We start from the raw sequence: 14,036 nt of genomic DNA on the forward strand, positions 1-14,036 counted from the left end.
TTATCAATTGACTTCATGGAGTTTCTTTTTTATATTAGTAGGTATAACTATAACTACTAAAGAGGTGAGAGTATGAAAACGGCATTATATTTAGAAGATGCATACAAAACGAGTTGCGAAACAGAAGTGATAAGAGTAGAAGGGAATAAAGTATTTGTAAAAGAAACAGTTTTTTATCCAACTGGTGGAGGACAGGAATGTGATACGGGTGTCATTGTACAAGATGGGTCTGTATTTGAAGTTGAAAAAGTAAAGAAGGAGCAAGGAGAAATAGTTCACTATATAAAAGATGAAGCTCAAGTAAAGTTAGGTCCAGTTAAATTAGAGATAAATTGGGAAAGACGTCATAATTTAATGCGTCATCACTCTTTACTGCATCTTATCGGAGCTGTTGTTTATGAAAAGTATGGAGCTCTATGCACCGGAAATCAAATTTATCCTGATAAAGCACGTATCGACTTTAATGAGTTACAAGAGTTATCGAGCGTGGAAGTAGAAGAAATTGTTGAGGAAGTGAATAAACTTATTAAGCAAAATAAAGAAATTTCCACTCGTTATATGAGCCGCGAAGAAGCAGAAAATGCTGTAGGAATGATTAAAACAGCAATAAATCTCCTGCCAACTACTATCCAAGAAATCCGCATTGTTACAATTGAAGATTTAGACGAACAAGCTTGTGGAGGCACACATGTGAAAAATACGAATGAAATAGGAACACTTGTTATTGATAAAGTAAAAAGTAAAGGGAAGCAAAATCGTCGTTTTGAAGTAAGAGCGATTTAGATTGTGAGGGGTTACCGATGGATGAAATTATAAAGGAATTACAAAAGTTAGGATTTTCCCAATATGAATGTAAAGCGTATATTGGATTGTTAAAACATTCCCCAGTAACAGGCTATGAAGTAAGTAAACAAACAGGAGTACCTCGTTCTATGATTTACGAGGTACTCGGTAAGTTAATGGATAAAGGAGCGGTGCATATTGTACCTTCTGAACCAGTTAAATATGTACCAGTACCAGCTACGGAATTAATGAATCGAATGCGAAAAGACTTTGAGAAGTCCTTTGAGTTTTTAGACCAGAAATTAAATGGTTTAGAACAAGAGCGACAAATAGATGTAATTTCGCATATTCGCTCAAATGATCGTGTTTTAAAAGAAATATGCAATATAATTAATAGGGCAAAGGAAGAATTATGGATTTCTGTATGGGAAGAACAAGTGCATGAAATTGAGCCATACATTCATCAAAAGGAAGAGGAAGGCGTACATATATTTTCAATCTTATTTGGAGCTCCAGAAACAAAAATAGGAGCGACGTTTCATCATAATTATATGACGCCCCACGTTGTTGAAAAGAGAATGGGTGGTCATTTAACTGTTATTGCTCGTGATGGAGAGGAAGTATTAATTGCGAACTTCTCAAATGATAGCACTTCATGGGCCGTTACAACGTATGACCCAGCGCTAGTTCTCGTTGCTACAGAGTATGTGCGGCACGATATTATGGTTGAAGAAATCACAAAGGAATTTGGAGCTGATAAGTTAGATACGTTATGGCGTGAAAATATAGATTTAGTTCATGTCGTAACAGGAAAACGAACTTTAGAAGGAATGGAGGATGATAGAGATGAGTAAAGCTCAGGCACATGTAGCTTTGCAGAGTGACGATACATTTCAGCAAGGAGTAAAAGATTGTTTACCAACTGTATTTGGTTACTTGAGCATCGGTATAGCAGCTGGTGTAATTGCAAAAACAGCTGGTTTCTCCATCATTGAAATTGCATTTATGTCCACTTTAATTTATGCAGGTTCTGCCCAATTTATATTAGCTGGTATGTATGCAGCCGGTGCTCCTGCTTCCGCAATTATTTTTACTGTATTTTTTGTTAACTTGCGCCACCTTCTTATGAGTGCTGCACTTGCACCGTACTTTACGAAAATTCCTCTATTTAAAAACCTAATCATCGGTTCGCAAATTACAGATGAAACTTTCGGCGTTGCAGTGCAGCATGCTGCGCAAAAAGGATATTTAGGTGAAAGATGGATGATAGGGCTTAATGTAACAGCGTATTTAAATTGGATTCTTGCCACTATCATTGGCGGGCTATTTGGTGAGTGGATACCAGATCCACATACATACGGCATGGATTATGCATTACCAGCGATGTTTATCGGATTATTTGTTCTTCAGCTCATAAGTAGTAAACCGAAACTAGCAATTCATTTAAGTGTTGCAATTGTAGCGATTATTATCGCATACGTTTCACACCTATTTATGCCAGATAGTATAGCGGTTATTATCGCAACCTTACTAGCTGCGACGATTGGAGTGTTGATTGAAAAATGGAAATGAGATTAGATGTATTATTACTTTTACTAGCAGCAGGAGCTGTTACAATCGTGCCACGTATTTTACCTCTACTCGTATTTAGCAAACTACAAATTCCTGACTGGGGTTTAAAATGGTTAAATTACATACCAATTGCGATATTAGCAGCGCTTTTAGCACAAGTTTTATTTATGCATGAAACGATGCAGTGGGATTATCTTATTGCAGCAATTCCAACATTTCTTGTAGCGATATATACTCGTAGTTTATTAGGTACAGTATTAACGGGAGTGATTGTGATTATTTTGTTACGTTTCCTTTTCTAAAAAGGATTACACTCATATCATAGCGAAAAGTGTAATAACATGAAAAATATAGGGGTGGTGTTATGATACTTTTAACGATAGGAGCAATTTTGTTAACGTTATTTATTTTCTTTATTATCGGCTTTATTACGTTTATGATGTTTGTTGATAAGGCGACACCTCAAATATATTATACACCTTGTGAATCAGTGACAGTGAAAACTAAAGGTAAACATAGAAGGAAGAAAAGTTGAAAGTTGGCTTTTCTTCCTTCTTCTATTACATCCCGGAAAGAACTAACAACAATAATCCAAATAAAAAACTAGTCAAGGAAAGAAAACCGATACATATGGAGAATACACGATTATTTCCCCATTCACGCCAGAAAGTTATAAAACCTAAAATACAAAGGAAAAACCAAATGGGTAGGAATAGGAACTCACTAATTTTCTCGGGAAGTAACGAATAAAAAGTTGTTACATATAAGATCCAATTAGTAAAAAATAAAAGGCAAACGATAATAGATTGTAAGTAGGGGCGGTTGAAAAATAGCCCTTTTTTTACGGTTTTAAAAATGATAGTTAGCGCTGAGATAAAGGCAATGAGTATGAAAACAAGTAAGAGTAATGTCAGCGTCATTTTGAGTCTCCTGTATAAGATTGTTTTTATCACGCATGGGCAGTAAGACCCACACCTTAAAACTCAACGTAAGAAAAGAGATTAGGTGGGGGATGACCCCCCCCCCACTGATTGAAGTTTCACTTTACAAGAAATGAATCTATTAAATTGTATGCTTGTTTTGTAGAGTGCCCGTTATATTTTTCAGTGTACGGATTTAGAAATCCATGTTCACCGTGTAGTTGTTTTATTTCTAATAAAGGATTCTTTTGTTGCTGCAATGTGTGAATTAAAGAGGATACTGAAAAACTAGCTTCTTTTTCAGGGAATATAAGTAATGTAGAGCATGTAGGCTTTATGTGAACATAGTCGCGTATACGAGAACCGTAACATCCGATAATAAAATCTATTTTCGGATTGTTACTACATAGCCATGAGATGGTAGCTCCAACACTAAAGCCGATAAGTCCAATATGTGTATAACTACTAGAAAGATGAGAAATGAATTCTTCAATTTGCTTTTTTCCATCATCAAATCCAATATGATTTACAAAATGTTCATATGCCTTTTCTTCATCACGATAATGAAATGCATGTTGTAAGTGTAGAAGATTAGGACAGAATACGTCTATATGAGATGAAGTAAAGTGCTGGGTAACGTGATGCATATGGTCGTTCACACCATATATTTCATGAACAATAACGAGAGCTAATTTTTCCTTCATAGTTATAAAGTACCTCTATGAAACTTAAATTCTTTCTCAACAAGACAAATACGCAGGTGGAAGTTTTCATACCATTGCTCACGACCTCTTTTTTTCGCTTCTTTATGTAAGGTGTTCTTCTTCCAATTTTCAATCGCATCAAGTGATTCCCAATAAGAAATTGTTATTCCGAGTCCAGAATTACCTCGTGCACTTTCTACACCTAAAAATCCAGGTTGTTGCTTTGCAAGTTTATCCATTTCTTCGGCAACGGTATTATAGTCAGTTGTATTATTTGATAAATTAGAAGTGAATATAACTGCATAATAAGGCTGGTTTTTTTCTAAATTAGATGCCATTATTTTTCCTCCTTAATGTATAGTACGAATAATTAATCCATAGTTTGTATTTTAGCAGGTCACAAAAAGAAAAGAAGTAGAAAATTCTTGTTTTTTCAGCTCATGTAAAATAAAGAGTTGAAGAAATTTATAATAAGTAATCTGAAAGAAGAAAAATGCCACTTCAAAAGAGAAGTGGCATTTCTTATATTTCCTCTAAGCTATTAACTGGAACAGTTAATTCGCGTCCTGGTTTTTTTACTTCATATATGCGGGCGGTTTCATTGCTTTCATCGACGTGTTGAATCATAACAGGCATGCCTTGAAAATTGACATTGGCTTGTTCTGCTGACATAGAAAGCTCTATTGCACGTTGTATATTCATTTATATTCCTCCCATCATTATTATCTTTGCTAAAAAAGAGGAATAATATACCATTTAGAGACATTCTTAAAGTTTTTGTATTATTTGTAATGTTTCTTTAATAAATGAAGTGAAGATGGAATCAGGATAGGCCTGTACGATTTCATATGCTTCTGTTACTTCTTCAAGAGCTCTTTTTTTATCATTAAGTTTCACATAACAAAGAGCGCGATATGCCCCAGCTGTTGTAAGCCGTGCGTGATCAAGTGGATGGTTTATATAATCTGGTATGATAGCGCGTTGCAATGTTTTTAAAGCTTCTTCGTATTGTTTTAAACCATACAAAGCTTTTCCTTTTTCAAGATAATATGATCCATCATCTTGAAAAATTGGCTCATCTTTTAATTTTTCTCGAAATTGTTCTAAATGTTCTAATGCAATTGTATATTCATTAGCAATTGTGTTGTAGTAGAAAGCTTTTAAAAGATCAATAACCGCCGCAGAGAAATTATCTTCTGTAAAAATGGCGAATTGCTCTGATTTTTTTATGTAATGTAAATATTGTTCTTTATCAGCCGTGATTACTTTTTGATAAGATAAAATACGATAAAATTCATCTGTTTTATAATACACTTGATGTTTTTTTGAAAATGCAAGTGCATCTAAAATGACACTTTCACATTGTTCGTAATCACCACATGCAAGAAAAATAATTGCTTCATATAAATATAATTCGATATGTATAATGAGATCCATTTCTAAATGTTTCTCTTCATAGTCATTTCGGATACTAGCTATAAGTTGTAAACATTCAGCATATTTTTTACGTGTGAATATCGTAAAGGATAATTTTAATTTTGTTTCCGTACTATCCCGGTATAACGTATATTTCTCAAAAATAGAAGTAGCCTTTTCAACGTAATATTCAATATTGTAATCTTTCATTTTAGCCGCAGCTGTTACAAACTGTTTATATAAACGAGCAGTATTCAAAGTGGGAGGTAGCTCTTTTTGAACGATCGGTAGTAAAACCTCATATACTTCATCGTACTTGTTTGCTTTTATTAGTTTCTCCGTTTGTTGAATGAGTCCTACAATTTCTACATCATCTTCTTCTAATAAAAAACTCGTTTCACATTCAAGTTTGTCAGCGATATATTGTAGTGTTTTCATAGAAGGTGTAGCTTTTCCATTTTCAATTTGACTTAGCATACTTTTTGTGAGTTCTGAACCTGCTAGATCAGTTTGAGTAAGCTTTTTTTCTTTTCGTAACGTTTTAATTTTTTCACCGAGAGTAGCCATATAATTGCTCCTTTATAGTTAAAAAGTTAAATGTCATTAAACTTTTTGTTGTAAAAATTGGAAAGTTAATTATATAATAAGTTTAACACAATTTAACTTTTAAGGGGAGAGTGTCAAAAATGGGGGATATAAGTATAGGACAAAATGATTCAAGAATGAAGATTGCAACGAGAAATATTATTTTAATGATGATTGGGAAAATGACGTCTTTGCTAGGAGCCGGTATTTATACGTTTGCAATGGGATTATACGTATTAAAGACAACGGGTTCAGGAATGGGGTTTGCAACTACGCTTATTTGTGGATCGATTCCAAGGCTAATCTGTGGACCAATTGCTGGTGCTGTAGCTGACCGCGTCAATCGAAAATGGCTTGTCATCGGTACCGATTTGTTAAGTAGTTTAACAATGTTTATTATGTTTATCCTTGCAACTACTTTTGGGCCATCACTTCTGTTTATTTATGTTTCAGCAGCATTATTATCAATTTGTGCGAGTTTTTACTCTGTTTCATTAACTTCATCTATTCCAAGTTTAGTAGATGAAGGACGTATTCAAAAAGCGAGTGCCTTGAACCAGACGGCAGCATCTTTATCAAATATTTTAGCACCGATTATTGGCGGAGTTGTATTTGGTTTCTTTTCAATTAAATCGTTTTTCCTATTGAATAGCATTACATTCTTTTTAGCGGTTGTTGTGCAATTGTTTATCGTATTTGATTTATACAAAAAAGAAAAGGCTGAAAGTAAAGAGCATTTCTTGACGAGTATAAAAGAAGGGTTTTCATATGTGAAAAGACAGCATGAAATATATGGTTTAATGAAAATTGCAGTAGGGGTAAACTTTTTTGCGAGTGCACTTTTCGTTTCACTTCCATATATTATTGTTCAAAATTTGCATCTATCTTCGAAACAACTCGGTGTTGTAGAGGGAATGTTAGCAGTTGGGATGTTAATTGGTGCAATTGCGTTATCAGTACGTAAAGAAGTGAATGATCCGTTTCGCTCTGTTTATATTGGGTTGTTTTTATTTGCGAGTTTGAGTTTATGTACAGTGTTTCCATTAGTAGTCACCATCCCGAAAGTAGCAAGTTTTATTTACTATATCGCTTTTATGATGTTAACTGGTATATCAATGATGGTTGTAAATATCCCGATGCAAGTACATTTGCAAAAGACGACAGATCCAAGTTATTTAGGACGCGTTTTCGGCTTACTTGAAACAATTTCTACTGCAATCGCACCGCTCGGTATGATTGTGTATGGATTATTATTAGATATGTTGCCAACTAGCATTGTTATGATGACATTAGGCGTAGGTTTATTGTTAGTTGTATTAGTAGGAGTAAAGAAGCATGTAATGAAAAAGCAAGTGGATGTGTCTGTCTAAAAGGAAATGTGACTTAATAAAATAAAAATGACTAAATTAGTATTTTAGTTTTTGAAACTCTTTTTCATGTATGTTAAAGTAAAGTGAGCTTGCAAAGAAAAGGAGACAACAGCATGAAAAAATTAAGTTTTGTTATGCTTTTTCTATTAGTCGTAATGGCTGGATGTAGCAATTATGACACATATATTGAAACAGGTATGCAATCATTGAAAGATGAAAAGTATAGTGATGCAACAATGTGGTTCGAAAAAGCAGAAAAAGAGAAATCAGGAAATGAAGCGAAATCATATAAAGAAGTTGCTGAGAAAATGGATCAGGGAGCAACAGCATTAAAAGACGGTAAGTATTTAGAAGCGAAAGACATTGCAAATGAAGTGTTACAAAAGAAAAAAGATGATGAACTTGAAAAAGCTGTAATATCAAATGCAGAGAATATGCTTCAAAAAGCAAAAGATGTGGAAGAGAAAGTAAATGAAAGAGTGGCAAAGCGTAGAAAGGTAGAAGAAGAGGGAATCGATAAAATTATTAAAGCTGTCGATAGTATAGATGAAGTGAAAGAAAAAGAGAAGAAAGTATCAGAAGCATTAGATAAGGCTGAAGAGGCGCAAGCAAAAATTGAGGCAAAGAAAAATAAATAGATTTATAGTTTGAAAGGCTGTCGTGCATAACGACAGCCTTTTAATTTTTTGTTGCAAATGTAGTGATGCTCTGTAGTAAAAAAGAAATGATTTTAGAATTCCATCTGTCTTCATGATGAATCGTATAAATATTACGCTGAAATTCAAATTCAGGGATTGGTATATAGCATAGCTCATTTCGTTGTATTTCTTGTTCGATAGCAAGTTTAGAAATCAAGGCAATTCCATTACCATATTTTAAAATTTGTTTCATCGTTTCTAATGAGTCTAATTCAATTTCTGATTGGAATGTAATGTTGTGCGCTAACGTCCATTGTGTAAGTAAGTCTCTCGTTGTAGATGGATTACGATGCAATAGTATGCGTTCCTTTTCTATATTTTGTAACGATACATTGTCTTTCTTTGAAAAATGATGTTCTTTGGAAAAAGCAAGAACAAGTGTATCGGGCATTATATTCGTTTGTTTTAAAAGTGGTTCATCAAATGGAGCAGCGGAAATTATCCCAAGATCGATTTCGTGATTTTGTAGCATCATTCGAATTTCAGGGGCGGTTTTAACTAGTAGCGTTATTTTTATATTGGGAAATTCACATTGAAATTGATGAACGACTGCTGGCAAAAGATAAGTCGCTGGTACATAACTAGCGCCGATTGTTATAGCGCCTTTATGAAAATCTTTAAACTCTTGCGTGACACGTCTAGCTTCTTTCATAAGTGCATCTATTTTACAAGCATAATGGTGCAAAGCCTCACCAGCCTCTGTTAAGAAATACCTTCCAGAACGTAATTCGAATAAAGACACACCGAGTTCTTCTTCTAAGCTTTTTATATGAAAAGTAATAGTTGGTTGTTTAACGCCAAGTTTTTCTGCAACGATTGTAAGCTTTTTGTATTTCTTAATAAGTACTACAATTTCTAATTTTAAGAGATTCATTATGAATTGCCGCCTTTTTTATTTTAACTATAGAAAAAATCTATAGAAATAAATAGTTTATTAGAAGTTTTTTAATTTAATCTTTACAGTACATTAACATTAAGTATAAATCTTCCATATAGAATGAAAGCAGGTTAAGAATGAGGGGAGAGAGGTGAGACGATGGATATTAAAATTAATGGATTAGAAAAAACATTTGGAAAAACACAAGCGTTAAAGCCGTTGCAGATTGTAATGAAACAAGGGGAATTCACTACACTTTTAGGACCTTCGGGATGTGGGAAAACGACTTTACTTAGAATGATAGCAGGACTTGAAGAACCGGATAAGGGAGAAATATATTTTGGAGACCAGTGCATGTATTCTGCTACAAAAAAGATAAAGACATCTCCTCATGAACGGAATATCGGTATGGTATTTCAAGATTTTGCTTTATGGCCGCACATGACTGTTTTTGAAAATGTTGCATTTGGTTTAAGAGCTACAAAGCAAACGAATCATTTACGAGAAAAAGTAGAAGATGCAATAAAGCGAGTTCGCCTGCAAGGTATGGAGAAAAGGTATCCACACGAACTTTCTGGTGGACAGCAACAACGTGTCGCATTCGCTAGAGCAATTGTAACAAAACCTCATTTTATTTTGTTTGACGAACCGCTAAGTGCGCTCGATGCAATTTTGCGAGAAGAAATGAGAATAGAGCTTATGGATATCGTTCATTCCATTGGTTTAACTGCACTGTATGTTACTCACGATCAAACAGAAGCAATGTCAATGTCAGACCAAATTATTGTCATGAAACAAGGAGCAGTATTACAAAAAGGAACACCCGAAGATATTTATGTGAAACCGTCTCATGAATTTGTTGCCAAATTTGTTGGTAAGGCGAATTGGCTTGTAGAGGGTAAAAAAATGGTTCGTCCAGAGCATGTGAGCTGGACGAAAAATGATGTGTGCGAAATGTATACAGGTGAAATTAAGCACGTTACATATGTAGGAGAACGGTATGAAATAAAAGTAAACATGGGGGCACTCGGAATATGGACAGCTTATCACAATAGTAAATTAAGCATCGGTAAACCAGTATCGTTATATGTGCCAAAAAAATGTATTCATCATATAGGGGGAGAATCGTATGAAGAAATTCAGTTCGCTTAAGTCTTTATTTGTATGTACTTTATTATTTTCGGCTGTAGTAACAGGTTGTAGTTCAAAGGGTAATGCAGATGCAAAAAGTACAAATACGAATGAAAAGAAAATTGTTGTATATAGTGCAGGGCCAAAAGGGTTAGCAGAAAAAATTCAAAAAGACTTTGAAAAGAAAACTGGTATAAAGGTGGAAATGTTTCAAGGGACAACTGGTAAAATTTTAGCGAGAATGGAAGCTGAAAAGAAAAATCCAGTCGTTGACGTTGTCGTACTCGCTTCCTTACCAGCGATGGAAGGATTAAAGAAAGAGGGTCAAACGTTAGCTTATAAAGAGGCGAAACAAGCTGATAAGCTGCGTTCTGAATGGTCAGATGATAAAGGCCATTATTTCGGGTATAGTGCTTCAGCATTAGGGATTGTGTACAATACAAAAAATGTGAAGACAGCGCCTGAAGATTGGAGCGATATAACGAAAGGAGAATGGAAAGGGAAAGTGAATCTTCCAGATCCAGCACTTTCAGGTTCAGCTTTAGACTTTGTAACAGGATACGTGAAAAAGAATGGACAAGATGGATGGAATTTATTTGAGCAGCTTAAGAAAAATGAAGTTACAGTAGCAGGAGCAAATCAGGAAGCGTTAGACCCAGTTGTAACAGGTGCGAAAGATATGGTCATTGCGGGTGTTGATTATATGACGTATAGCGCAAAAGCAAAGGGTGAACCTGTTGATATTGTATATCCAAAAAACGGAACAGTTATTAGCCCACGTGTAGCTGGGATTATGAAGGATAGTAAAAATGTTGAAGGTGCAAAAGAGTTTATTGATTATTTATTATCCGATGATGTACAAAAACAAGTTTCTAAAGCGTATTTATTGCCTGGTAGAACAGATATAAAAGCTGAAAATAGACCAAATGTAGAAGAGATTCCAGTATTAAATATTGATTGGAAAACAGTTGAGAAAGAGCAAGATGAAATAGGAAAACAATTTAAGAAAGTATTTCAATAAGATGGTGATTCCATGGTAAATCGATTCGTATCAGTAAGACAAGTTGGAATGACGGTAGCGTTATTACTTGTGGCGATGTTAATCGTCATTCCACTTTTTCTTATTTTATTTTCTAGTGTATATGAAAATAGCAGTTGGAATTTTTTAAAGCCTTTTGAAGTGATGCAGAGTGGTGGATTAGCTGGGATTTTTCTAAATTCGATGCTTCTAGGTGCACTCGTTGTAATAGGTGCTACAATATTTGCATTTCCATTGGCATTTATTATGAGCAAAACAGATGTAGGAAAGTATAGTAAGTTAGATATTGTTTTTATGATTCCATTTATGACACCGCCGTATATTGGATCGATGGGCTGGATTTTGTTCATGCAATCTAACGGCTATTTTGAACAATTTTTCCCGATGCTAAAGACAGTTTCATCATCGTTTTTTAGTTTAGGAGGTATGGTATTAATTATGAGTCTGCATTTATTCCCATTCCTTTATTTCATGCTGAAAAACACGTTACTTCAGATTGGGAGTAGTAAAGAAGAAGCTGCAGCAGTTCATGGCGGAAGTTTTTTCTATCGCTTAAGAAAAATAATATTGCCGTTATTAGTATCAAGTTATGTAATGGGTGCTTTACTCATTTTCGTAAAGACGATTGCTGAATTTGGAACACCGGCTACATTCGGACGTAGAATAGGATTCCACGTGTTAACATCAGAAATTCATAAATTTATTTCGAGTTGGCCAATTGATTTCAGTAGTGCAACAGCATTATCTTCTTTATTACTTAGTGCTTGTATGCTCATTTGGTATATGCAAAATGTATTGAATCGAAAGTATTCATATGCAATGGTTAGTGGAAAAGGTGTGAAATCTAAAAGATATACTTTGTCTATATTTACGCGCGTTGTAGCATGGATGTATGTAATTGGTTTATTAATCGTATCAATTGGAATTCCATACTTTTCTATACTTATTGCTTCTTTTTCAAAATTAAGAGGCGGCGGTTTACATGTAAATAACTTTACAACAAGTCATTATGAGGCATTGTTTACAATGGGGTCTCCGGGATTAGAGGCTTTATGGAATAGTTTTCTTTTTTCACTCGTAACAGCGATTATTGCGGTAATGATTGGAGTCTTTTTGGCACTTATGATTCGAAAGGGGAAAAAAACCTCTGAAAAATGGCTTGATATGTGCGGTATGTTACCGAATATGGTACCAGGAATCGTTATGGTTGTAGGTCTTATTCTATTTTGGAATTCACCATATATGCCTATGTCAATTTATAATACACCAATCATGGTTATCGTAACGTATGTTGTTCTGTTTTTACCTTACACGGTGCAATATGTAAAATCATCACTCGGACAAATTGATGATTCTCTCGTGCAGGCAGGAAGTATTTTTTCTGGAAATTATATTTATATTTTTAGAAAAATAATATTGCCTCTTATTATCCCAGGCATTCTTGCCGGATGGGCGATGACATTTACAATTTCAATAAGAGAGTTAGTAGCATCACTTCTCGTATTACCTCCATCAGTAGAAACGTCAGCAACGTTTATTTTTGCTCAATTTGAACAGGGTGAAGTATCTATAGGAATGGCGATGGCCGTTGTTTCTGTTGGACTTACAACAATGTGCTTATTACTGCTGCAACATATGGAGCAAAAGCGAAAAGGGGTAGCATGATGAGAGTGGAAGTATGGGGAGGAGCAGGAGAATACGGTCGCTCTTGCTATTTTGTAAAAAATAAAGAGACGAAAATAGTATTTGATTGTGGTATTAATCGATCTTATGAGGATGGTTATCCAAAAATAGAGAGAGAAGCTGTTCCATTTTTAGATGCGGTATTTTTATCACATATTCATGAAGATCATACGATGGGTTTACCTTTATTAGCGAAGTATGGCTATAAGAAAAAAATTTGGACGACTCGTTATACGAAGGAGCAACTGCCGTTATATTATGAAAAATGGAGAAACTATAATGTGATGCAAGGATGGAATTTACCTTATAGCGACCAACATATAAAAGATTTAAATTATGTATGTATTGATGAGATTAGCAATCCAAATGAATGGTTACAAATTACTCCTACATTGCGGTTTCAGTGGGGGTATAGTGGGCATGTATTAGGAGCTGTTTGGTTTTTAGTTGATATGTGTAATACATACGTATTTTATTCAGGCGACTATTCAGCAGAGTCTAATATACTACGAGCTAATTTACCTGAGAAATTGGGCCACAATATAAAAGTTGCAATTGTAGATGCCGCTTATCACACAGATGATGTTTCGCAAAATGAAAGATTAGACGACCTATGTGCAGAAATTGAACGAGTTATGCAAAATGAAGGAATAGCATTATTACCGCTGCCACAACTTGGTAGGGCGCAAGATATAGTATTGTATTTATATGAACGATATAAAGAATTTCCGCTTATAGTAGATAAAGAAATTTTGGCTGGATTTGAAGAGATGTTCATATATAAAGGTTGGATAAAAAATAATGAAGAACTTAAATGGATTATGGAGAGTTTAAAAAGAAACATAATAGTTATGGATAATGACATTAGTATGCAAAATAGTTACGGAATAGTTGTAATGAGTGATGCGAATATGCAAACGAAACGAGCACAGTTATACTATGAACAACTTCGGAATGAAAAACGGAATGCCGTTATTTTTACTGGGCATATTGCGAAAGGGAGTTTTGCAGAAAAAGTTATGAAAGAACATGTAAGGAGTACATGTAGGGTGAAGCGAGTTCCGTATAAAGTTCACCAAAGTATAAGAGACGTTAAAGAGATGCTAAATACATTATTACCAGAACATACGGTGTTAGTGCACGCTTTGAAAGAGGATACGGATCGATTACAACAAAAGCTAAGTACAGCAGGGTATGAAAATGTATATTCACTTGCAATGGAACGTATAGAAGTCATTTGAAATGTAAAGGGGATAGG

Annotated in this window: 17 protein-coding genes; 11 read left to right on the plus strand and 6 right to left on the minus strand. The window is 34.6% G+C overall.

From position 1 onward, the window contains the following. The first annotated feature begins 72 nt into the window (after positions 1-72). The 5 genes from ES895_RS06185 (at position 73) to ES895_RS06205 (ending at position 2,890) form a co-directional block, all read left to right on the plus strand. Positions 73-783, plus strand: coding sequence for an alanyl-tRNA editing protein (locus tag ES895_RS06185; RefSeq protein WP_135238201.1), 711 nt, complete (start codon positions 73-75; stop codon positions 781-783). Positions 784-800: 17 nt separating this feature from the next. Beyond that, positions 801-1,637 carry a TrmB family transcriptional regulator gene (locus ES895_RS06190; RefSeq protein ID WP_135238202.1) on the plus strand — a complete coding sequence of 279 codons (837 nt, stop codon included), beginning with the start codon at positions 801-803 and terminating at the stop codon, positions 1,635-1,637. Next, a complete protein-coding gene (locus ES895_RS06195; RefSeq protein ID WP_000030478.1) occupies positions 1,630-2,355 on the plus strand; it encodes an AzlC family ABC transporter permease in 726 nt (241 codons plus the stop codon). Before ES895_RS06190 ends, ES895_RS06195 begins: the two co-directional genes overlap by 8 nt. Continuing rightward, positions 2,346-2,657: an AzlD domain-containing protein gene (locus ES895_RS06200; RefSeq protein WP_000425938.1), complete on the plus strand. Its 312-nt coding sequence runs from the start codon at positions 2,346-2,348 to the stop codon at positions 2,655-2,657. The genes ES895_RS06195 and ES895_RS06200 overlap by 10 nt, the downstream gene beginning before the upstream one ends. Positions 2,658-2,719: 62 nt before the next feature. Further along, a complete protein-coding gene (locus ES895_RS06205; RefSeq protein WP_000602236.1) occupies positions 2,720-2,890 on the plus strand; it encodes a DUF3951 domain-containing protein in 171 nt (56 codons plus the stop codon). Positions 2,891-2,915: 25 nt separating this feature from the next. Here the strand turns inward: ES895_RS06205 and ES895_RS06210 are convergent, their stop codons facing one another. From ES895_RS06210 to ES895_RS06230, 5 genes are all read right to left on the minus strand, one after another. Next, entirely contained in the window at positions 2,916-3,275 is a 360-nt protein-coding gene (locus tag ES895_RS06210) for a hypothetical protein (protein ID WP_002133070.1), read from the minus strand. A gap of 119 nt (positions 3,276-3,394) precedes the next feature. Then, positions 3,395-3,979 (minus strand): dienelactone hydrolase family protein, encoded by a 585-nt coding sequence (locus ES895_RS06215; protein ID WP_000660114.1) that lies wholly within the window; start codon positions 3,977-3,979, stop codon positions 3,395-3,397. 2 nt (positions 3,980-3,981) lie between these two features. Further along, complete coding sequence (locus ES895_RS06220) at positions 3,982-4,317, minus strand: antibiotic biosynthesis monooxygenase family protein (protein WP_135238203.1); 336 nt, start codon at positions 4,315-4,317, stop codon at positions 3,982-3,984. 184 nt (positions 4,318-4,501) lie between these two features. Further along, the gene (locus ES895_RS06225; protein ID WP_098321679.1) at positions 4,502-4,681 is read right to left on the minus strand and encodes an H-type small acid-soluble spore protein; all 180 of its coding nucleotides are present in this window, start codon (positions 4,679-4,681) and stop codon (positions 4,502-4,504) included. 66 nt (positions 4,682-4,747) lie between these two features. Further along, positions 4,748-5,962 (minus strand): transcriptional regulator, encoded by a 1,215-nt coding sequence (locus ES895_RS06230; protein ID WP_000212386.1) that lies wholly within the window; start codon positions 5,960-5,962, stop codon positions 4,748-4,750. 119 nt (positions 5,963-6,081) lie between these two features. Between ES895_RS06230 and ES895_RS06235 the strand changes: the two genes are divergently transcribed. Both ES895_RS06235 and ES895_RS06240 read left to right on the plus strand, forming a co-directional pair. Further along, on the plus strand, positions 6,082-7,350 hold the full coding sequence (locus tag ES895_RS06235) for an MFS transporter (RefSeq protein ID WP_000502489.1): 1,269 nt from the start codon (positions 6,082-6,084) through the stop codon (positions 7,348-7,350). 113 nt (positions 7,351-7,463) lie between these two features. Next, complete coding sequence (locus tag ES895_RS06240) at positions 7,464-7,988, plus strand: COG3014 family protein (RefSeq protein ID WP_000736440.1); 525 nt, start codon at positions 7,464-7,466, stop codon at positions 7,986-7,988. 40 nt (positions 7,989-8,028) lie between these two features. On the opposite strand, the gene ES895_RS06245 is transcribed toward ES895_RS06240, so the two are convergent. Continuing rightward, positions 8,029-8,922 (minus strand): LysR family transcriptional regulator, encoded by an 894-nt coding sequence (locus ES895_RS06245; RefSeq protein WP_061655896.1) that lies wholly within the window; start codon positions 8,920-8,922, stop codon positions 8,029-8,031. Positions 8,923-9,084: 162 nt separating this feature from the next. Between ES895_RS06245 and ES895_RS06250 the strand changes: the two genes are divergently transcribed. From ES895_RS06250 to ES895_RS06265, 4 genes are read left to right on the plus strand one after another with little or no spacing between them, the layout of a single operon-like run. Continuing rightward, positions 9,085-10,077, plus strand: coding sequence for an ABC transporter ATP-binding protein (locus ES895_RS06250; RefSeq protein ID WP_135238204.1), 993 nt, complete (start codon positions 9,085-9,087; stop codon positions 10,075-10,077). Continuing rightward, positions 10,055-11,077: an ABC transporter substrate-binding protein gene (locus ES895_RS06255; protein WP_109103089.1), complete on the plus strand. Its 1,023-nt coding sequence runs from the start codon at positions 10,055-10,057 to the stop codon at positions 11,075-11,077. The genes ES895_RS06250 and ES895_RS06255 overlap by 23 nt, the downstream gene beginning before the upstream one ends. A 12-nt stretch (positions 11,078-11,089) precedes the next feature. Beyond that, positions 11,090-12,760, plus strand: coding sequence for an ABC transporter permease (locus ES895_RS06260; RefSeq protein WP_109103088.1), 1,671 nt, complete (start codon positions 11,090-11,092; stop codon positions 12,758-12,760). Further along, positions 12,757-14,019: an MBL fold metallo-hydrolase gene (locus tag ES895_RS06265; RefSeq protein WP_061655893.1), complete on the plus strand. Its 1,263-nt coding sequence runs from the start codon at positions 12,757-12,759 to the stop codon at positions 14,017-14,019. The genes ES895_RS06260 and ES895_RS06265 overlap by 4 nt, the downstream gene beginning before the upstream one ends. Positions 14,020-14,036 lie beyond the last annotated feature (17 nt).

The sequence above is a fragment of the Bacillus sp. 007/AIA-02/001 genome, assembly GCF_004634455.1.
Taxonomy (GTDB): domain Bacteria; phylum Bacillota; class Bacilli; order Bacillales; family Bacillaceae_G; genus Bacillus_A; species Bacillus_A cereus.